This window comes from Symbiobacterium turbinis (genome assembly GCF_055383075.1).
This window is the reverse complement of sequence record NZ_AP042433.1, coordinates 3,620,823-3,639,708: the sequence shown is the minus strand read 5'-3', so window position 1 is coordinate 3,639,708 and position 18,886 is coordinate 3,620,823. Positions and strand designations below refer to the sequence as shown.

Genomic DNA, 18,886 nt, shown 5'->3' with positions numbered 1-18,886 from the left:
CTCCTAGGGTTTCATCAGGTTAGCCAGGACGAACCAGACGTTCGCGGGCCGCTCGGCCAGCCGCCGCACGAAGTAGGGGTACCAGTCCACGCCGAAGGGCACGTAGACCCGGGTGCGGTAGCCCGCGCGGGCCAGCTCCCGCTGGCGCTCCTGGCGGATGCCGTAGAGCATCTGGAACTCGAACTGGCTGCGGGGGATGCCCTTCTCCGCCACGAAGGACTCGGTGAAGGCGATGATGGCGTCGTCGTGAGTGGCCACCGCCGTATAGCAGCCGGCGGAGAGATGCTGCGCGATGAGCCGCTTGAAGGCGGCATCCACGTCGGCCTTCGCCGGGTACGCCACGCTCGGGGGTTCCAGGTAGGCCCCCTTCACGAGGCGCACGTTCATCCCCAGTTCAGCCAGCTCCTCCAGGTCCTTGGGACTGCGGTACAGGTAGGCCTGGATCACGGTGCCCACGTTGGACGCCCGGGCGTAGAGACGCTTCACCACGTCGAGAGTCGGGTCCACCAGGTCGCTGGACTCCATGTCCAGCCGGATGAAGGTCCCCGAGCTGCGGGCGATGTCCTGCAGGTACACCATGTTCTCCATCGCCACCTCGGGGTCGATGGAGAGACCGAGCTGGGTCGGCTTCACCGAGAGGTTCGCGTCGAGCCCCTCCCGCTCGATGGCGTGCAGGATCTCACCGCAGCCCTCGGCCATCTTGCGGGCGTCCTCGCGGCTGGTAATCCCCTCGCCCAGCAGGTCCAGGGTGACCGCGAGGCCCTGCTCGTTCAGCCGCCTGGTCACCTCCACCGCATCGTGGAGGGTCACGCCGGCGACGAACCGGCCAGCGCCGATCTTGAGCCCGTGCCGGGTCATGGCGCGGGTCATGAAGCGGTTGCCCGCCACGGAGAGAATGGCCTTGCGCGCAAGCGTTGACAAGTCGGTCTGCCCCCTCCCTCATGATCTTGCTCACGTCAAACACCGCAGCAAAGAGGCAACAAACAACAACAGCCAACACTGACTGGGACTAGCAACGACCGTGCCAGCCTGGGAAAGGCCCGGAAACGTAACTATTAGTTTTATATTGGACGAACAGGTGTGTATGTGACAGCGAACAGCGCGGTACCGGCGAAGAGGGGAGGGGACGCCGACGGCCAGACCCGCTAGAGCCCCAGGTCCACTTCCTGCCCGATCCCCATCGCCACCGCCCGGTCGTAGATGGCCCGCCCGACCACCACGTCCATCACGGCCAGGCCCACAGACTTGAAGACCGTCACCTCGTCGTCGGCGGCACGGCCCGGCTTCTTGCCGGCGGCGATCTCCCCCAGCTCGGCGTAGATGTCCTCCGGCCGGAAGAGGCCGTCCCGCACGGGAATCACCAGATCGCCGCTCTCCTCCAAAGCGACCTCCCGCGACTCCACCACCACCTTCGCCGCCGGGCTGATCACGCCGGGCGGCAGCTCCTGCATGGTGGGCCGGAAGGAGCCGATCGCGTTCACATGCATGCCGGGCTCCACCAGGCCCGCCGGGAAGACCGGCGTGAACGAGTTGGTGGCGGTCACCACGATGTCCGCCCCGCGCACCACGTCCTCGGGGGTGAGGCAGACGACGATGCGGGGCTGCCGCCCCGGCGGGAGCTGCGCCGCAATCTCCTGGCTGCAGCGGTAGGCCTTGTCGGGGTGGCGGTTGTAGAGCCGCACCTCCCGGATCTCCCTGACCGCCATGATCCCCCGGAGCTGCCACGGGGCCTGCGCGCCGGTGCCGATGATCGCGACCGTGTGAGCGTCCTCCCGCGCCAGCAGCCGGGTGGCGAGCCCGGTCGCCGCGCCGGTGCGCAGGGCGGTCAGGTAGGAGGCCTCCAGCAGGGCGATGGGCTCGGCGGTCTTCACATCCGCCAGCACCAGCACCCCGGAGATGGTGGGCTTGCCCAGCGTCTTGTTCTGGGGAAAGACCGAGACGAACTTCACCCCCAGCCCCCCGGCCCGCGCCACCAGGGCGGGCATGAACAGGCTGGTGCCGTTCCGCTCGGTGACCGGCACGGCCGTGCGCATGGGCGAGTCGGCACGCCCGGCCGAAAACTCCATCAGTGCGGCAGCCACCGCATCGATGGCCTCCTCCATGGTCAGAATCCCGATCTGGTCACGTGCCCCGAGAATGCGCACGCTCGGCAATTGGTCTCAGCGTCCTCCTCCCAAGTAAGCTGCCACCACCTGCTCGTTCCGGGCGAGCTCCGCCGCCGGCCCCTCCAGGGTGATGCGGCCGGTCTCCATCACGTAAGCCCGGGTGGCGAGCCGCAGGGCCGACCGGGCGTTCTGCTCCACCACCAGCACCGTCACGCCCTGCTGGTTGATCTCCCGGACGGTCTGCATGATGAACTGGACCAGGTTGGGGGCCAGCCCCATGGAGGGCTCGTCCAGCATCAGGAGCCTGGGGCGGGCCATAAGGGCGCGGCCCACCGCCAGCATCTGCTGCTCGCCGCCCGAGAGGGTGCCCGCGAGCTGCCGCCGCCGCTCCTTCAGGCGGGGGAACATGTCGTAGACCCGCGCCATGTCCTCCTGAATCCGGGCCTTCTGGCCCCGGGCCAGGAAGGCGCCCATCTCCAGGTTCTCCTCCACGGTGAGGGGGCCGAAGATGCGGCGGCCCTCGGGCACCTGCACAATGCCCAGCCTCACGATCTCATCCGGCGGCAGGCCGGCGATGGGCTGCCCCTGGAACCGGACCTCCCCCTGCCTGGGACGCAGAAGCCCCGAGACGGTCCGCAGGGTGGTGGACTTGCCGGCCCCGTTGCTGCCCAGCAGGGCCACCACCTCGCCCTCCTCCACCTTCAGGCTGATCCCCTTCAGGGCCTCGATGGCCCCGTAGAACGTGTGGATCCCGCTCAGTTCCAGCATGGCCATGGCTACGCCCCCTCCTCCTCTTTGCCGAGGTAGGCCTCGATCACCCGGGGGTTGTTCCGCACGCTCTCCGGATCGCCCTCGGCGATCTTCTCGCCATGGTCCAGCACCACCAGCCTGGAGCAGATGCGCATCACCAGGCTCATGTCGTGCTCGATGAGCAGGGGGGTGACCCCGCCCTCGCGGATCTTGTAGATCAGCTCCATGAGCGACTCCTTTTCGGCGGGGTTGAGGCCGGCCGCCGGCTCATCCAGCAGAAGGAGCTTCGGCTGCGAGGCCATGGCCCTGGCGATTTCCAGCCGGCGCTGGGCGCCGTAGGGCAGGTTCTTGGAGAACCGGTTGGCCTGGTCCGCCAGCCCCACGAACTCCAGCCAGTGGAGGGCCATCTCCCGCACCTGCCGCTCCTCGAGCCGCTGCGCCGGGGTGCGGAGCATGCTCGTGAACAGGCCCGCGCGGGTCCGGCAGTGCGCGCCCGCCATCACGTTCTCGGCCGCCGTCAGGTTGGGGAAGAGGCGCAGGTTCTGGAAGGTCCGCGCCATGCCGAGCTCCGTCCGGCGGTGGGGGCGCAGCCCCAGCACCGACCGGCCGTCGAACACGATCTGGCCGGACGCCGGCTGGTAGAAGCCGGTGATGCAGTTGAAGATCGAGGTCTTGCCCGCGCCGTTGGGCCCGATCAGGCCCACGATCTCGCCGGCGTGCACCTGGAAGGAGAGGTCACGGATGGCCGTCAGGCCGCCGAAGGTGAGCGTAACGTTCTCCACGCTGAGCAGCGGCATCCGCTACACCTCCTCCTTTCCGGCGTGCCGGGCGGGCCAGAGCCCCGCCGGCCGGAAGAGCATCAGGAGCACCAGGGCGGCGCCGAAGACCAGGTAGCGCCAGTCGGAGACCGCCCGGAGCATCTCGGGAAGCAGGATGACCAGCGCGCCGCCCAGGACGACGCCGGGAACGCTGCCCATGCCGCCCATCACGACCGCCAGCAGCACCGTCACCGACTGCATGAAGCTGAAGCTGCCGGGCGAAACGGCCGTCATCTTCACCGCGAAGAACGCCCCCGTGAGCCCGCCCCAGAAGGTGCCGGTGAGATACGCCAGCAGCTTGTAGCCCAGGGTGTTGATTCCCATGGCCTCCGCGGCGTCCTGATCCTCCCGGAGGCAGGCCCAGGCCCGCCCCACGCGTGAGTTGCCCAGCCGCGCCATGGCGATGGTGCTCAGCACCACCACGATCAGCATGACGAAGTAGATGTTGCGCGGCTGCCCCAGCGAAAGGCCGAACACCTTGGGGGCCATGATCCCGAAGATGCCGGTGGGGCCGCCGGTGATCTTCAGGTTGTTGGCGGTGATGCGAATGATCTCGCCGAAGCCCAGGGTGACCATGGTGAGGTAGTCGCTGCGCAGGCGCAGCACGGTCATGCCGATGAACGACCCCAGGAGCATGGCGAACACGCCCGCGGCCAGCAGGGCCAGCCAGAAGTTGACCTGGAAGGTCTTGGTCAGGATGCCCAGGGTGTAGGCGCCCACGGCGAAGTAGGCCGCGTAGCCCAGGTCCAGCAGGCCCGCGTAGCCCACCACCACGTTCAGCCCCAGGGCCAGGGCCATGTAAAACAGCATCTGAATGGCGATGTCCAGAACGTACGGGCTGGACGAGACGAAGGGCAGCGCGACCGCGGCCGCGAGCAGGAGGACGACGCCCCCGGTCCGCGCCAGGCGGCCCCGGTCCGGTCCCGCGCTGCGGGCGTTTACCGTGTTCATGGCTACATCCTCCCCGCGGTCCTCTCGCCCAGCAGGCCGGTGGGCTTGAAGACCAGGATCAGTATCAGGGCCCCGAAGGCGAAGACGTCCTTCCACTGGCCGCCCACGGAACTCGTGCCGAAGACCTCCAGCACCCCCAGCAGCATGCCGCCCACCATCGCCCCGGGCAGATTGCCGATGCCGCCCAGGACCGAGGCGGTGAACGCCTTCAGGCCGACGATGAAGCCCATCAGGAAGTTGATCTGGCCGTAGTAGAGGCCGGCCATCACACCGGCGGCCGCCGCCATGATGGAGCCCAGGAAGAAGCCCAGGGAGATCATCCGGTTGGCGTTGATGCCCATCAGCTGGGCCGCCTCCAGGTCAAAGGCCACCGCCCGCATCGCCTTGCCGTAGGTGGACCGCTCCACGAAGAGGTGCAGCCCCACCATCAGGAAGAGCGCCATGGCGAAGATGGCCAGGTGGGCATAGCCGATGTGCACGCCGAAGAGGTCAAAGCCGGCGCGGCCCAGCGTCACCGGGTAGACCCGGAAGCTGGCGCCCCACGGCTTGAACACCATGACCGCGTTCTCAAGGAAGAGCGACATCCCCAGGGCCGTGATGAGCGGGATGATGCGCGGGGCTCCCCGCAGCGGCCGGTAGGCGACCCGCTCCACCAGGACGCCGAGGCCGCCGGTCATGCCCATGGCGATCAGCATCGCGAGGAGGACCCCCGTCACGCCGCTCCCCAGGGAGATGCGCCCGAGAAGCAGGAGCGCGCTGTAGCCGAAGAAGGCGCCGAGCATGTACAGGTCGCCGTGGGCGAAGTTGATCAGGCGGATGATGCCGTAGACCATGCTGTAGCCCAGGGCCACCAGCGCGTAGAAAGAGCCGATCACCAGTGCGTTGAGAAGCTGTTCCAGAAACTGTGACATAGTCGCACCCTTTCATGGGGTTGGCAGGGGCCCACGGCCTTGCGTCGTGGGCCCCGTCGCCGCGCCGTCCCGCTTACCGGGGGGCGCCCTGCACCACCGTGAACTCGCCGTCCTTCACTTCCAGCACGATGAAGTAGCCGTCCTTGCGGTTGCCGGTCTCGGTGAAGGAGATCGGGCCGCTGATGCCTTCGATATTGATATTCCGGATCGCCTTGGCCACGGCCGCCCGGTCCGTGGTGCCGGCCTGCTTGATGGCCTCCGCCACCACGTACGCGGCGTCATAGGCGTGCACGCTGTAGGGGCCGGGCTCGCCGTACTTCTCCCGGTACCGCGGGATCCAGTCGCTGGAGCCGGTGAAGTCGAAGGCGCCCGGGCTGGTGGTGATGGCCACGCCCTCAGCGTTCTCGGCGCCGGCGATCTCGACCAGGGTCGGGTCATTGGCGCCGTCGCCCACCATGATCTTGGCATCGATGCCCAGGCCGCGGGCCTGCTTGATGATCAGGCCGCCCTCGGCGTAGTAGGCGGTGAAGTAGATGGCGTCGGGCTCCTTGCTCTTGATGCTGGTCAGGATGGCGCTGAAGTCCTTCTCGCCGGGGGTGATGGCCTCAAAGGCGACCACCTCGGCCAGGCCCTCGAGGTTCTCCCGCGTCAGCTCCGCCAGCTCCCGGGCGAAGGCGGAGTTGTCGTGGATGAGGGCGACCTTCTTGGCGCCCCACTGGTTCACCATGTAATCGGCCGCCGTGCGGGCCTGGTCCCGGTTGGTGGCGTTGATGAGGTTGATCTCCTCGTAGCCCTGCTCGGTCAGGCTGACCGCGTTGGCCGCGGGCACGACGACGCCCATCCCGGCGTTGTGGTAGATGGCCTCGGTGGGCAGGAAGGCGCCGCTGCAGTAGCCGCTGATGACCGCCACCACGTTCATGCTGACGATCTTATTGGCCGCCGCCACTGCGGACTGCGGGTCGCAGGCGTCGTCCTGCACCTCCAGCTTCAGCTTCCGGCCGAGGACGCCGCCCTGCGCGTTGATCTCCTCGAAGGCCATCTCGATGGAGTTCTGCATGTCCTGGCCCATCTTGGCGCTGCCGCCGGTGATGGGGAGGACGGCGCCGATCACGATGTCGCCCTCAGCCGGGGCGGGCGCCTGGTCGCTGGGCTGGGTCTGGGTGCCGCCGCCCGCCGGGCTGGGGGACTGCTGGGACGGCGCGGAGCCGCACCCGGCGAGCACCACCAGCGCGAGGGCCAGCAAGAGACTGGACAGTCGACGCAGATTCCGGAAGGGTACCATCGCTCTCCTCTCCTTTTTCGCACCTTTCTTTATCTGCGAGGTGAAAAGCCTTCGGCCAGGGGGGCGCCCCCCGGGCCTCGGGCACAGCTGACGCACTTCCGCAGGATCCCCGGTGTTTGATCCCCATGCTGTATGCAATCATCATGCCAACGCGATAAAGCGTCGCAAAATCTGATAGTATTTTGAATAACAAGCTAGAGTGTATTGAAACTCGCACAGACCCTGTGTTAGAATTCCGACACAGCTCCAGGTGTTCGGACACTCGGACAGGGGGTACTGACTCATGGGCCTTTCCCTGCTGACGGTTGCAGACCTGATGTCGCGGAGGTTCTCCCTGCTGGAGGTGGAGGGTTTCAGCGGCGAGCTGCCCCGGGAGCCCGGGCTGATCGTAATCCGCACCCACCGGGGCCGCCCGTCCGGCGCGGCGACCAGCGAGCAGCTGGCCGACTATCTGAGCCACCACCCTGCGGCGGAGCTGGAGCGCTTCCCCTGGCTGCCGGTGCAGGTGGTGCCCGCCACCCTGCCGGTGGCGGCCGCGATGCTGCAGCCGGGCCGCGGGATCACGGTGGTGACGGGTGCGGACGGAGCGCCGGTGGGCATTCTCTGCTGGGCCGACGTCAGCCGGTCCCTCCACGAGGCCCACCGCCGGCTGCAGGCGCAGTTCACCGCGCTCATGAACACCCTGGAGGAGAGCGTCTGCATGGTGGACGAGGAGGGGCGGGTAAGCGGCTGGAACCCGGCGGCTGAGCGGCTTTACGGCTTCAAGTCTGAGGAGGCCACCGGCCGGCCGCTGGCCGACCTGTTCCCCGGCCGGGAGCAGTACAGCCTGCGGGCCCTGGCCACCGGCGCCTCGGTGCATCAGAAGCTGCACGAGCCCCGCCCCGACACGTGGGTGATCATCAACGCGCACCCGATTCGGCTGGGCGACCGCATCATCGGGGCCCTGGCCGTGGAGCAGGACGTCACCAACATGGTAAAGCTGCACGAGCAGCTCGACCGGACCACGTCGGAGTACCGGGCCCTGGCGGGTGAGATCTCGCGCATCCGCGAGAACGGCGACCCCTTCCAGCGCATCAGCGGAAGGGGGCAGGCGATCCAGCGCACCGTAGCCATGGCGCGCCGGGTGGCCGCTTCCGACGCGACCGTGCTGATCCGCGGCGAGAGCGGCGTGGGCAAGGAGGTCTTCGCCCGGGCGATTCACGACGCCAGCGAGCGCCGGGACAAGCCCTTCGTGGCGATCAACTGCGGCGCGATTCCGCCCGCGCTCTTCGAGAGCGAGCTTTTCGGTTACGAGCGCGGCGCCTTCACCGGCGCAGACCAGAAGGGCAAGGCCGGGAAGCTGGAGCTCGCCCAGGGCGGCACGCTCTTCCTGGACGAGGTCGGCGAGCTGCCCCTGGAGACCCAGGTGAAGCTCCTCCGGGTGCTTCAGGACCGGCGCTTCTACCGGCTCGGCAGCGAAAAGCCCCGCCTGGCCGACGTGCGCATCATCGCCGCCACCAACCGCAACCTTGAGGAGATGCTGCGCCAGGGCCGCTTCCGGGAGGACCTCTACTTCCGGCTGGACGTGGTCACCCTGGAGGTTCCGCCCCTGCGGGAGCGGCTGGACGACCTGGCCGACATGGTCCACCAGTTCGCCCGGGAGTTCGCCATCCGCCACCGGCGGTCCATCAAGGGCATCGAGCCCGGCGTCATGGTAGCCTTCATGGAGTACGCCTGGCCGGGCAACATCCGGGAGCTGCGCAACGTGATTGAGCGCCTGGTGGTGCTCAGCGACGACGGCATGATCAAGGCGGAGTTCCTGCCGCCCGCCATCCGCCGCGCCGAGGGGTCGGGGGCCGGGGCGTCCCCCGCGTCGTCCGCCCCCGACGCATCCGCTGCGGCAACGTCCGCCGCCCGCGCGGTCGCCTCCGGCCCGTCAGCCGCGCGGGCGCCTGACCCGCCCGCATCCGCGCCGCTCCCGCCGGGCGCCGCAGACCCCGCCGTCCCGCTCGCCGGGGCCCTTCCGCCTGCCGGGTCCGGCAACCCCCACGTCGGCGCAGGCGCACCCCACGCCGCTGCGGGCGCCCTGCCCGCCGGCGCGGCCGCTCCGCCCTCCCTGCCCGCCGGTGTAGGCGCTCCGCCCGCCCCGCCGGTTTCCGACCTCTCCTCCGCGGCGCGGGAGGCCCGGCGGGCCGCGATCCTGGCGGCGCTGCAGGCGGCGGGCCAGAACCGCTCACTGGCGGCCAAGCGGCTCGGCATCTCGCGCAGCGCGCTGTACTATCAGATGAAACAGCTCGGCATCTCCTGAGAAAAAGAAGACGGCGCAGGGCTCCCGGACCGGGAGCCCTGCGCCTTGGTTGGTGGTTGGTCGGCGGTTATCAGTAGTGCTCCGCCTCGCTGCCGGTACCGGCCCGGCCGAACAGCTTGTAGGCCCAGACCTGGTACAGCAGGACAAAGGGAAGGAAGATGAGCACCACAATAAACATGAACTGCAAGGTGTAGTGGCTGCTGGAGGAGTTGAACGCCGTGAGGCTGTACGCCGGGTCGATCTTGGACGGGAACATGTTCGGGAAGAGGCCGATCACCCCGGCGATCACGGTGATGCCCACCGTGAGCGAGCCCATCAGCAGCGAGAACACGTGCTGGCCCTTCTGCATGTACACCCGGGTCAGCACCAGCAGGACCACCGCCAGCGCCGGCACCAGGAACAGCACAGGCGCCTTGAGGTAGTTCTGCATCAGGTTCGTGGCGAACGGGGTGTAGACCAGCCAGCCGGCGGCCACCACGAGGACCACGGGCCAGATGCGCTTGGCAAACGTGTCGGCCTTGGCCCGCAGCTCGTCGTTGGGGGCCTTGTGCGCCAGCCAGGAGGCGCCGTTCATCAGGAAGGCGACCACGAACAGGACGCCGGTGAGCAGCCCATACGGGTTCAGCAGGCTGACGATGGTGCCGTGGTAGCCCTGGGCATCCAGCAGCATGCCCTGGAAGATGTTCCCGAAGGCCACGCCGAACAGGAAGGCCACCAGGAAGCTGCCGACGGCCAGGACCCAGCCCCAGATCCTCTGCCAGCCCTTGTCGAAGTCCATGTGGTGGTAGAACTCGATGGCCGCCGCACGGAACATCAGGCCGAACAGGATGATGAACAGGGGCAGGTAGAGCGAGCTGAACATGGTCGCATAGAGCTTGGGGAAGGCAGCGAAGGTGACGCCGCCGGCGGTGATCACCCACACCTCGTTGCCGTCCCAGATCGGGGCCAGCGACCCGATCAGGTGGCGCTGCTCCTCGTCCTCCCGGAAGACGCCGGCCAGCATTCCGGACCCCAGGTCAAAGCCGTCGAGGCCGAAGTAGATCGCCCACAGCAGCCCCCACAGGGCGAACCAGATCACCTGCAGCAACTCGTAGGACATCCGTACATACCTCCTTTGCACACAGGTGGGTTAGTCTGCCACGGCAACCTGCCGCTCGTCGTAAGCCTCGGGGCCGGCCTTGGCGTAGCGGACCAGGAGGTATACGTCGAGGCCCACGAGAATGGCATAGAAGACCACCACGAGGCCGAGGCTGATGATCACGTCAGAGAGCGCAACCGGCGAGACCGAATCGGCGGTGGTGATGAGCCCGTAGACGGTCCACGGCTGCCGCCCCACCTCGGCGGTCATCCAGCCCAGGTTGGTCGCGATGTACGGCAGCGGAATGCTCCACATGAGGTACTTCAGGAGGCGCGTGCGGTCCATGAGGGTGCCCTTGCGGCGATGCCACCAGGCCGCGATGGCCAGGCCCAGCATGACGAAGCCGAGAAGCACCATGATGCGGAACGACCAGAAGGTCAGCGCCACAGGCGGCCGCTCGTTCACGGGAACGTCCTTCAGACCCAGGACCTCGGCGTCCATGCTGCCGTAGGACATCCAGCTGGTCAGGCCGGGAATGGTCAGCGCCTCAATCGAGTTGCGCTCGTTCTTCTCATCCGGGACCACGATCAGGGAGAACCCGGAGTTTGTCTGAGTCTCCCACTTCGCCTCCATGGCGGCCAGCTTGACGGGCTGCCGCAGGGCGACGTTCTTGCCGTTGAAGTGACCGGTGATGGCGTTGCCCAGGGTGGCGATGATGGCGAAGACCGTGGCGTACTTGACGACTTCCTGCATCATCTCCACGTTGCGCTTACGGAGCAGGTGGTACGCTGCAACAGCCAGCACGAAGAAGGCGCCGACGCTGTAGCAGGCGAAGATGGTGTGGACGTAGGTGTGCCAGGCGTAGGGGTTGAAGAGGACCTCCCAGAAGTTCACCAGCTCCGCGCGGTTGTTGCGCAGCACATAGCCCACGGGATGCTGCATGAAGCCGTTGGCGACGATGATCCAGACCGCGGAGAGGTGGGTGCCCAGCGCGATCAGCCAGCCGGCCAGCAGGTGCATCTTCTTCGAGAGCTTCTCCCACCCGAAGATCCAGATGCCCAGCATGGTCGACTCCAGGAAGAAGGCCATGAGGGCCTCCACGGCCAGCGGCGAACCGAAGATGTCACCCATGAACTCCGAGTAGCGCGACCAGTTGGTGCCGAACTGGAACTCCATGGCGACCCCGGTGACCACGCCCAGGAGGAAGTTGATGGTGAAAAGTCTGCCCCAGAACTTGGTCAGGGTCTTGTACTTGGGATCCCCGGTGCGGACGTACAGGGTCTCCATGATCACGGTGAAGATGATCAGGCCGATGGACAGTGGCACGAAGATGAAGTGAAAACCGACCGTCAAGGCAAACTGGATCCGGCTTAGCATTGTGACGCCCAACTCTTCTCATCCTTTCCCGGCATCCTGCCGCTTGACTTGGTTCGTTCCTGTCTGTGACGCACGTCACAACTCTTTTTCACCTTGAGTCTAGCAACGGCACTAGGCACTTGGTATGAGTCAAAGGAACAATCTTACTCATGCCCAATTCTGCATTGTTAACCGTAGTTTCCCCTACAGCGGGGGTCGCAGGCCAAGCGGTGGTTCCAATGGATAAGGAGGTACGAATTGTGGAGCGGCCGATCTACCTCGATTACAATGCCACCACCCCCGTGGATCCGGCGGTGGTGGAGGCAATGCTTCCCTACCTGACCGAACACTGGGGCAACCCGCACTCCGACCACCAGCTGGGCGCCGTGGCCGCGGCAGCCGTCCAGACGGCCCGGGAGCAGGTGGCCAGCCTAGTCGGGGCCGCGGCCGGCGAGATCGTCTTCACGTCGTGCGCCAGCGAGTCGATCAATCTCGCCGTCAAGGGCGTCGCCTTCGCCCGGGGGCGGGGCCACATCATCACCTCGGGCGTCGAACACCCGGCCACCCTGGAGGCCTGCCGCTATCTGGAGCGCCACTTCGGCTTCGCCGTCACCTTCCTTCCTGCCGACGGCCAGGGGCGCGTGGATCCCGACGCGGTGCGCCAAGCCCTGCGCCCCGACACCATCCTCATCACCCTCCTGCACGCGCAGAACGAGACCGGGGTCATCCAGCCGGTGGAGGAGGTCGGCCGCATCGCCCGGGAGGCCGGGGTGCTGTTCCACGTGGACGCCGCGCAGAGCTGCGGCAAGATCCCCGTCGACGTCTCGGCCATCGGCTGCGACCTGCTCACCGTCGCCGGCCACAAGCTGTACGCCCCGAAGGGCGTCGGCGCGCTCTACGTGCGCAGCGGCGTGACCCTGCACCCGCTGATCCACGGCGCCGACTACGAAGGAGGGCGACGTGCGGGCACCGAGAACGTGCCCTACCTCGTCGCCCTGGGACGGGCCGCGGAGATCGCCGAACTGAAGCTGGCCACGGGCGAGCCCCGGCGGCTCGCGGCGCTGCGGGACAGGCTGCAGGAGCAGCTTGCCGCCGCGCTGCCGGTGCGCATCACCGGGCTGGGGGCCCCGAGGCTCCCCAACACGCTGCACCTGCTGGTCGAGGGCATGGTCGGCAACGACCTGCTGGCGGCCGCGCCGGAGGTCGCCGCCTCCACCGGCTCCGCCTGCCACGCCGGAGTGAGCGAGCCCAGCGCTGTGCTCCTCGCCATGGGCCTCACGCCCGGTGAGGCGCTGGGCTCCATCCGGCTGAGCGTCGGCCGCTACACCACTCAGGAGGAGGTCGACGCCGCCGCCGCCGCCCTGATCACGGCAGCCCGGCGGCTCGGGCCCGCCGGGCCATAGACCCCGCATCCGGGCAGAGGTCTAGGGGCGGCTACTGCGCGGGCAGTAGCCGCCCCTAGACCGCGCCGGCCCTTCGGCTCTAATCGAAAAAGAGTTGCCTGAAGCCCCCTGCCGCGACAGGGGATTTCCCTGCGGGTGGCGAATAACCTGTTTACGAGGTAAGGAGGTGAGGGCCGTTGCACCGCACTCCGACCAGGTACTGGATTGCGCCCGAGTCCATCCCCCTCCTCACCCCGCGCGCGACCGCCGGGCCGCGCGACTGGTTGGGCGGGCTGCGCAGCGGCCTGCCCGGAATCAGAGAGTGTGCGTACGGAATCGCCTTTGTTTCGGAATCAGGAGCCTGTGCGGAGCCGGGCCTGTGGCCAGGCTGTCCGACGTGAGCGAACTGATTGCGAAGCGAAGGCGATTTTTGTCCCCCGTCCCGGTGACGCCCTCCCTGCGCGGCACACCGCCGTCCGGCGCCCGGCGGAAACGTGCCGGCAGGGATGATGCCCAGTGGGGAGTGCAGGCGCCAATACTGAAGCGCCAGGGAGGAATGCCCAATGAGTCTGAGACTGTATGAAGGCATGTCGCTCCGCGAGATCTCCGAGTACCTGTTCGTCGAGGATGAGCCCACACCCGCAGACCTGATCCTGGTCTTCGGCGGCAAGCGGCTCGAGCGGGCCGAACGCGCGGCAGAGCTCTACAAGGCCGGGCTGGCCCCCCGGGTCTTCATCACCGGCGGCGACAAGCGCGGCATCGGCGTCTGCGAATCGGAACGGCTGCGGGACCACATGGTCGCGCTGGGCGTGCCGGCCGAAGCCATCGACGTGGAGTGCGAATCCCTCAACACCATCGAGCAGGTGCAGTACTCGGTTAAGCGTATAGATGAAGCGATCGGCTGGAAGAACATCAAGAACGTCCTCCTGGTCAGCGCGCCGCACCACATGCGCCGGGTGAAGCGAACCATCGCCAACTATATCCCCCGCGAGACCGTGATCACCTGCTGCCCCGACCGGCGCACGGACATCACCCGGGACAACTGGTGGCACACGGATGAGGGCCAGCGGCTGATCTACCGGGAGCTCGAAAAGGTCCGCACCTACGCCCTGCACGGAAACCTGTAAACGGCAAAGCCCCCTGGCAGACCGGCTGCCAGGGGGCTATTGTTCAGGGAGACGGGCGGGCGATCCGCCCCGTACTCAGTGCCAGGTGCGCTGCGGGAACCGGCGCAGCTCACCGGAGGCGGGAGCCCGCGTCCGGGCAAGGCCCGGGTACCGCTCCCGGATCGCGTGCAACACCTCCCAGTGCCAGAAAGAACGCCACCGCCGGCGGAGCCGGCTCAGCAGAACGGCAAGCCAGCCGCTGCGCCGCCGCCCGCGGCTGTAGAGCCACGGACCCTCGCGGCGCAGCCGCCCCGCACCGGTCCCCGGGCGTCGCTCCCGGCCCCTGCCCCAGCCGCGCGTTCGCACGTCGCCCTCACTCCCCCCGTGCTGCCTGCGCTAACAGTGTTCCCGCACAGGCTCCGCACGATACAGGGGAGACGGGTCAGGGCTACCGGATCACCTCCATGACCTCATCCAGCGGCCGCCGGGGCGCGCCTACCCGCTCCTCGGCGGGGAAGCCCACGGGGACCAGCGCCACGAACTCCCAGCCCTCGGGAATGTTCAGCAGCTCCTCGATCTCCCGTTTCGCCTGCAGGGGACCGGCCATCCAGCAGGCACCCAGCCCCTGCTGGTGCAGGGCCAGAAGGAGCAGCATGATCGCCCCGCCGATGGTCTGGATGCGGGACGACCCAAACCTGCGCCACTCCGCCATCTCCGCGGCCGCCGGGTCCTCCGTGCCCCTGGCGGCCAGCAGCTTGTCGGCCACCGACTGGTAGCCGCCGACCTGCACGGCGATGCAGGCCGGCGCGTGCCGGAAGAAGGCGCTGTTCCTGATCCAGCGGTCGGCCTGCTCCCGGTAGCGCTCCGCCTCGGGCCACGACGCCATGAGCCGGCTGCGCGCCTCCACGGCATCGGCCATCTTCTGAATCAGCTCCCGGTTCTTCACCACGGTAAACCGCCACGACTGATGGTTGCCCCCGCTCGGGGCCCAGGTGGCCAGTTCAATGGCCCTCTGCAGCATCTCATCGGGCACGTCGTCGGGCTTGTAGCGGCGGATCGACCGGCGGGTGCGGACAAGATCGAACAGCTCCTGGTACTCCATCTTCCACGACTCCCTTCCATAAATACACGCCGTGCATGCCACGGCGTGCCCGTTCGGTTCAGGATGCGCCGTCCAGGACGCGCTCGATGTCGGCGGCGGCCAGGCGGCGGCGGTGCCCCACCAGCTTGCCCGTGCGGTCGAACAGGAACCAGTCGCCCATCTGCGCCTTCAGCTCTTCCATCATTCCCGCGGCGTCGGGGTGGCCGACATCCACGTAGATGAACTCGCAGCGCCCCCGGTACTGGCGTTCCACGGGGGCCACCAGCGGGCGGCTCAGCAGACAGCTCAGGGAGAAGTCGCTGTAGAAGTGCAGCACCGTCGGCCGGGTGCCGCTGCGCGACCGTTTCAGCTTCTTGCGGGGGTCGGCGGGGGTAAGCGCTCCCCGGCGTACCACAACCCAGTAGGTGGCAAAGGCCGCGGTCAACACCAGGATGATGATGTACCCCGCGAGCGGCCACCGCATCCGCCAGCCCAGCAGACCGAAGAACACCAGCAAGAGCAGGCTCAGCAGCAGGTACGAGAACCGACGGATGAAGAACATCGGGCAGGTCTACCTCCTCCGGCCATATTGCTTCTCAATTCCGCATCGCCGGGCATAAACCCTGCCGGGCCCCCGGCGGCCCGGAGGCGCCCGCCCGTCCGCTGTCGAATTGGGCAGAATACCCGACAGGCGCCGGGGGCCCCTCCCCGGCTGACCTTTCTGCGGAGGTGTCATCGTGAACGCCCATACCTTGCTGCCCCTGCCGCGGGAGGTCTCGTGGCAGGGCCGAACGGTTCAGCTGCCGGCGCGACTCTGGGTGGTGGCGCTGCGCCGCCACGACCTGCTGCTGCCCGCGCTCCGCCGGTTTCAGTCCGCCGCGCTGCGGGCCGGCATCGAGGTCCGGCTGACGGCCAGCGGCGCGGGGCTGGCCGGTATGCCCCACGTGGTCGTCGACCCGCAGAGCGACGCGGTCGACCGGGCCCAGGGGTACGAGCTGGCGGTGGACCCGGAGCGCATCACCATCGCCGCCGCCGACCCGGCCGGGGCCGCCTACGGGCTCACCACGCTCGCGCAGCTCCTGGCCGGCGGCCGGGAGGTGCGCTGCGGCCTCATCCGCGACTGGCCCGATTTTCCCCGCCGCGGCGTGATGCTGGACATCAGCCGCGGCAAGGTGCCCACCATGGCCACCCTCTGCCGCTTCGTCGACTTGCTGGCAGACCTGAAGATCAACGAGTTTCAGCTTTATACCGAGCACACCTTTGCCTACCGGGAGCACCCGGAGGTCTGGCAGGCCTACTCGCCGATGACGGGCGAGGAGATCATGGCCCTGGACCAGTACTGCCGCGAGCGGTTCATCGACCTGGTGCCCAATCAGAACTCCTTCGGCCACATGACCCAGTGGCTCATCCATCCCCGCTACCGGCACATGGCCGAGGCCCCTGAAGGCTTCGACCTGCCCTGGGGCGGCCGCCGCAATGAGCCCTACTCCCTCTCGCCGGAAGAGCCGTCGGTCATCCCCTTCCTGGCGGGGCTGTACGATGAGCTCCTGCCGCACTTCACCAGCCAGTATTTTAACGTAGGCTGCGACGAGACCTTTGACCTGGGGCAGGGCCGGTCGCGGCAGGCGGTGGCCGAGCGGGGCGAACACGCCGTCTACCTGGAACAGCTCCTGAAGATCCACCGGCTGGTCACCGAGCGGGGCCGCACCATGCAGTTCTGGGGCGACATCATCATCAAGCACCCGGAGGCCGTGGCGCAGCTGCCGAAAGACGTGATCGCGCTGGAGTGGGGCTACGAGGCCGACCACCCCTTCGCAGAGCGCTGCGCCGAGTACGCCCGGGCGGGCATCTCCTTCTACGTCTGCCCCGGCACCTCCACCTGGATGTCGCTGGTCGGCCGCACCGACAACGCCCTGGGCAACATGCGCAGCGCGGCCGAACACGGCCTCCGGCACGGCGCGGTGGGCTTCCTGAACACCGTCTGGGGCGACTACGGTCACCAGGACTACGAACCGGTCGCCTACCTGCCCCTCGCCTACGGGGCGGCCGTGAGCTGGGCCGTGGAGGCCAACCGGGTGGCCGACGTGCGTCCCTTCCTCAGCCGCATGGTGTTTCAGGATCGTGCAGAAGCGATCGCCGGCGTGCTCTACGATCTGGGCAACACCTACCTGGCGGCCGGGCCCCGGCTGCACAACGCCAGCGTGCTGGGCCGCCTCTTCCACAGCGCGGCCACCTGGCGGGAGTGGCAGGTCCTGCCCGAGTGCGATTTCGACGCGCAGGAAGAGGCCGTGCGGCGCGCCGCCGCCGGCCTCGACCGGGTGGATCTGCGCTGCGCACAGGGCCCCCTGATCCTGCGCGAGCTCCGCAACGCAGTGAGACTGCTGCTTCTGCTCTGCGAGTTGGGGCGCACGCTGCAGGGCGTGCGGAAGGGCAGCCCGCCGGCACCGGGGGCTGCGGACAGGCTCATCCAGGAGCTGGAGGCCGTGGCGTGCGCGCACCGGGAGCTGTGGCTCCAGCGCAACCGCCCCGGCGGGCTGGAAGAGATGAGCATGAAGCCCTTCCGGGCCTGGCAGGCGGAGCTGCGCCGGCTTCAGTCGTACAGATGGTAGGCCGCCGCCTCTGCGGCAAAGGCCCGGGCCTCCTCCTCCCATCCGGCGAGCACCTCCGCGAGCGGAAGCTCCCCCTCGGCGGCGCGGTAGAGCCGGTCGGAGCCGCTCAGCCGGTCCAGTGAGCGGATCCGGCCCCAGTGGATCCACTCGAAGCGCCCGGGGTGAAGCCGCCGCACCGCCGCGATCACGTGGGCGCCCAGGGCCACGGGCCGCACCGCCTGCCGGTCGACGACGTGCACCTGCACCCCCCGGCAGAACTGGCCCTGGTGCTTGGACGAACACGGGGTGAAGTAGGTCGGCCGGAAGAGGACGCCCGGCAGCCCGAGGCCGGACAGCTCCGCCACCGTGCGCGTTTCGTCGAGCCAGGGCGCGCCGAATACCTGGAAGGGCAGGGCGGTGCCCCGCCCCTCGGAGAGGTTCGTCCCCTCCAGGAAGCAGAGCCCCGGGTAGAGGGTGAGCATGTCGAGGCCGTTGGCGGCCGGGCTGGGCGGAACGAAAGGCAGGCCCGTCTCGTCCCACCACATGGAACGCCGCCACCCCTCCATCGGCACGACGACCAGGTCGCAGCCCAGCTGGAACCGGTCGTTCAGCCAGCGGGCGATCTCGCCGTGGGTCAGCCCGTGGCGGGTCGCCACCGGATAGAGGCCGACGAAAGACTCCAGGCCCGGCTGGACGACGCCCCCCTCCACCTGCACGCCGCCGATGGGGTTGGGGCGGTCCAGCACGATCAGCCGCTTGCCCTGCTCGGCGGCGGCCTCCATGCAACGGGCCATCGTCCACGTGTAGGTGTAGAAGCGGACCCCGGCATCCTGCAGGTCGAACAGCAGCACGTCCACGTCCGCCAGCATCTCAGGGGTCGGCTTCCGGGTCTCGCCGTACAGACTATGGATGGTGAGGCCCGTGGCCGGGTCCACCGTGCTGCCCACCTTCTCGCCCGCCGCCACGTCTCCCCGGATGCCGTGCTCCGGCGAGAAGAGCGCCGTCACCCGCACCTCCGGGTCAGCCGCCAGCAGGTCGATGATCGACTCGAGCCGGCTGTTGACCCCGGTATGGTTGGTGACAATACCGACCCGGACCCCCTGCAGCAGCGCCCGGCGGGACTCCAGCAGCACCTCGTTGCCCAGCCTGACCTTCGCCAACTTCATCACTCACCTTTGTGTATCGTTGAGG

Annotated in this window: 17 protein-coding genes; 4 read left to right on the top strand and 13 right to left on the bottom strand. The window is 68.2% G+C overall.

All coding sequences use genetic code 11. From position 1 onward, the window contains the following. Positions 1 to 3: 3 nt before the first annotated feature. From ACZ45O_RS17565 to ACZ45O_RS17535, 7 genes are all read right to left on the bottom strand, one after another. On the bottom strand, positions 4 to 921 hold the full coding sequence (locus ACZ45O_RS17565) for a proline dehydrogenase family protein (protein WP_464854784.1): 918 nt from the start codon (positions 919 to 921) through the stop codon (positions 4 to 6). A 224-nt stretch (positions 922 to 1,145) separates the two neighbouring features. Further along, the gene (locus ACZ45O_RS17560) at positions 1,146 to 2,144 is read right to left on the bottom strand and encodes an ornithine cyclodeaminase family protein (protein ID WP_464857831.1); all 999 of its coding nucleotides are present in this window, start codon (positions 2,142 to 2,144) and stop codon (positions 1,146 to 1,148) included. 15 nt (positions 2,145 to 2,159) lie between these two features. Further along, entirely contained in the window at positions 2,160 to 2,873 is a 714-nt protein-coding gene (locus ACZ45O_RS17555; protein ID WP_464857829.1) for an ABC transporter ATP-binding protein, read from the bottom strand. Positions 2,874 to 2,881: 8 nt separating this feature from the next. Then, positions 2,882 to 3,652, bottom strand: a complete 771-nt coding sequence (locus ACZ45O_RS17550; RefSeq protein WP_464854782.1) for an ABC transporter ATP-binding protein — start codon at positions 3,650 to 3,652, stop codon at positions 2,882 to 2,884. Between the two features lie 3 nt (positions 3,653 to 3,655). Next, positions 3,656 to 4,624, bottom strand: a complete 969-nt coding sequence (locus ACZ45O_RS17545; protein WP_464854780.1) for a branched-chain amino acid ABC transporter permease — start codon at positions 4,622 to 4,624, stop codon at positions 3,656 to 3,658. Between the two features lie 2 nt (positions 4,625 to 4,626). Further along, positions 4,627 to 5,535: a branched-chain amino acid ABC transporter permease gene (locus tag ACZ45O_RS17540; RefSeq protein ID WP_464854778.1), complete on the bottom strand. Its 909-nt coding sequence runs from the start codon at positions 5,533 to 5,535 to the stop codon at positions 4,627 to 4,629. 73 nt (positions 5,536 to 5,608) lie between these two features. After that, positions 5,609 to 6,817, bottom strand: coding sequence for a branched-chain amino acid ABC transporter substrate-binding protein (locus ACZ45O_RS17535; protein WP_464854776.1), 1,209 nt, complete (start codon positions 6,815 to 6,817; stop codon positions 5,609 to 5,611). 283 nt (positions 6,818 to 7,100) lie between these two features. On the opposite strand from ACZ45O_RS17535, the gene ACZ45O_RS17530 reads away from it, so the two are divergent. Then, positions 7,101 to 9,104 carry a sigma 54-interacting transcriptional regulator gene (locus ACZ45O_RS17530; RefSeq protein ID WP_464854775.1) on the top strand — a complete coding sequence of 668 codons (2,004 nt, stop codon included), beginning with the start codon at positions 7,101 to 7,103 and terminating at the stop codon, positions 9,102 to 9,104. Between the two features lie 70 nt (positions 9,105 to 9,174). Here the strand turns inward: ACZ45O_RS17530 and cydB are convergent, their stop codons facing one another. Beyond that, a complete protein-coding gene (cydB, locus tag ACZ45O_RS17525; protein WP_464854773.1) occupies positions 9,175 to 10,203 on the bottom strand; it encodes a cytochrome d ubiquinol oxidase subunit II in 1,029 nt (342 codons plus the stop codon). 30 nt (positions 10,204 to 10,233) lie between these two features. Beyond that, positions 10,234 to 11,559, bottom strand: a complete 1,326-nt coding sequence (locus ACZ45O_RS17520; protein WP_464857827.1) for a cytochrome ubiquinol oxidase subunit I — start codon at positions 11,557 to 11,559, stop codon at positions 10,234 to 10,236. Positions 11,560 to 11,798: 239 nt separating this feature from the next. Here ACZ45O_RS17520 and ACZ45O_RS17515 point away from each other — a divergent pair, with 239 nt between their 5' ends. Continuing rightward, the gene (locus tag ACZ45O_RS17515) at positions 11,799 to 12,941 is read left to right on the top strand and encodes a cysteine desulfurase family protein (RefSeq protein WP_464854771.1); all 1,143 of its coding nucleotides are present in this window, start codon (positions 11,799 to 11,801) and stop codon (positions 12,939 to 12,941) included. Positions 12,942 to 13,483: 542 nt separating this feature from the next. Next, positions 13,484 to 14,047 carry a YdcF family protein gene (locus tag ACZ45O_RS17510; protein WP_464854769.1) on the top strand — a complete coding sequence of 188 codons (564 nt, stop codon included), beginning with the start codon at positions 13,484 to 13,486 and terminating at the stop codon, positions 14,045 to 14,047. Positions 14,048 to 14,122: 75 nt separating this feature from the next. Here the strand turns inward: ACZ45O_RS17510 and ACZ45O_RS17505 are convergent, their stop codons facing one another. The 3 genes from ACZ45O_RS17505 to ACZ45O_RS17495 form a co-directional block, all read right to left on the bottom strand. Continuing rightward, the gene (locus tag ACZ45O_RS17505) at positions 14,123 to 14,392 is read right to left on the bottom strand and encodes a hypothetical protein (RefSeq protein WP_464854768.1); all 270 of its coding nucleotides are present in this window, start codon (positions 14,390 to 14,392) and stop codon (positions 14,123 to 14,125) included. An 82-nt stretch (positions 14,393 to 14,474) separates the two neighbouring features. Beyond that, positions 14,475 to 15,128: a nitroreductase family protein gene (locus ACZ45O_RS17500; RefSeq protein WP_464854766.1), complete on the bottom strand. Its 654-nt coding sequence runs from the start codon at positions 15,126 to 15,128 to the stop codon at positions 14,475 to 14,477. A gap of 58 nt (positions 15,129 to 15,186) precedes the next feature. Further along, complete coding sequence (locus ACZ45O_RS17495) at positions 15,187 to 15,669, bottom strand: thioredoxin domain-containing protein (RefSeq protein WP_464854765.1); 483 nt, start codon at positions 15,667 to 15,669, stop codon at positions 15,187 to 15,189. A 175-nt stretch (positions 15,670 to 15,844) separates the two neighbouring features. Here ACZ45O_RS17495 and ACZ45O_RS17490 point away from each other — a divergent pair, with 175 nt between their 5' ends. Further along, positions 15,845 to 17,716: a beta-N-acetylhexosaminidase gene (locus ACZ45O_RS17490; protein ID WP_464854763.1), complete on the top strand. Its 1,872-nt coding sequence runs from the start codon at positions 15,845 to 15,847 to the stop codon at positions 17,714 to 17,716. Here ACZ45O_RS17490 and ACZ45O_RS17485 read toward each other — a convergent pair. After that, entirely contained in the window at positions 17,698 to 18,861 is a 1,164-nt protein-coding gene (locus tag ACZ45O_RS17485; protein WP_464854761.1) for an exo-beta-N-acetylmuramidase NamZ family protein, read from the bottom strand. The two genes, ACZ45O_RS17490 and ACZ45O_RS17485, sit on opposite strands and share 19 nt — an antisense overlap. Between the last annotated feature and the right edge of the window lie 25 nt (positions 18,862 to 18,886).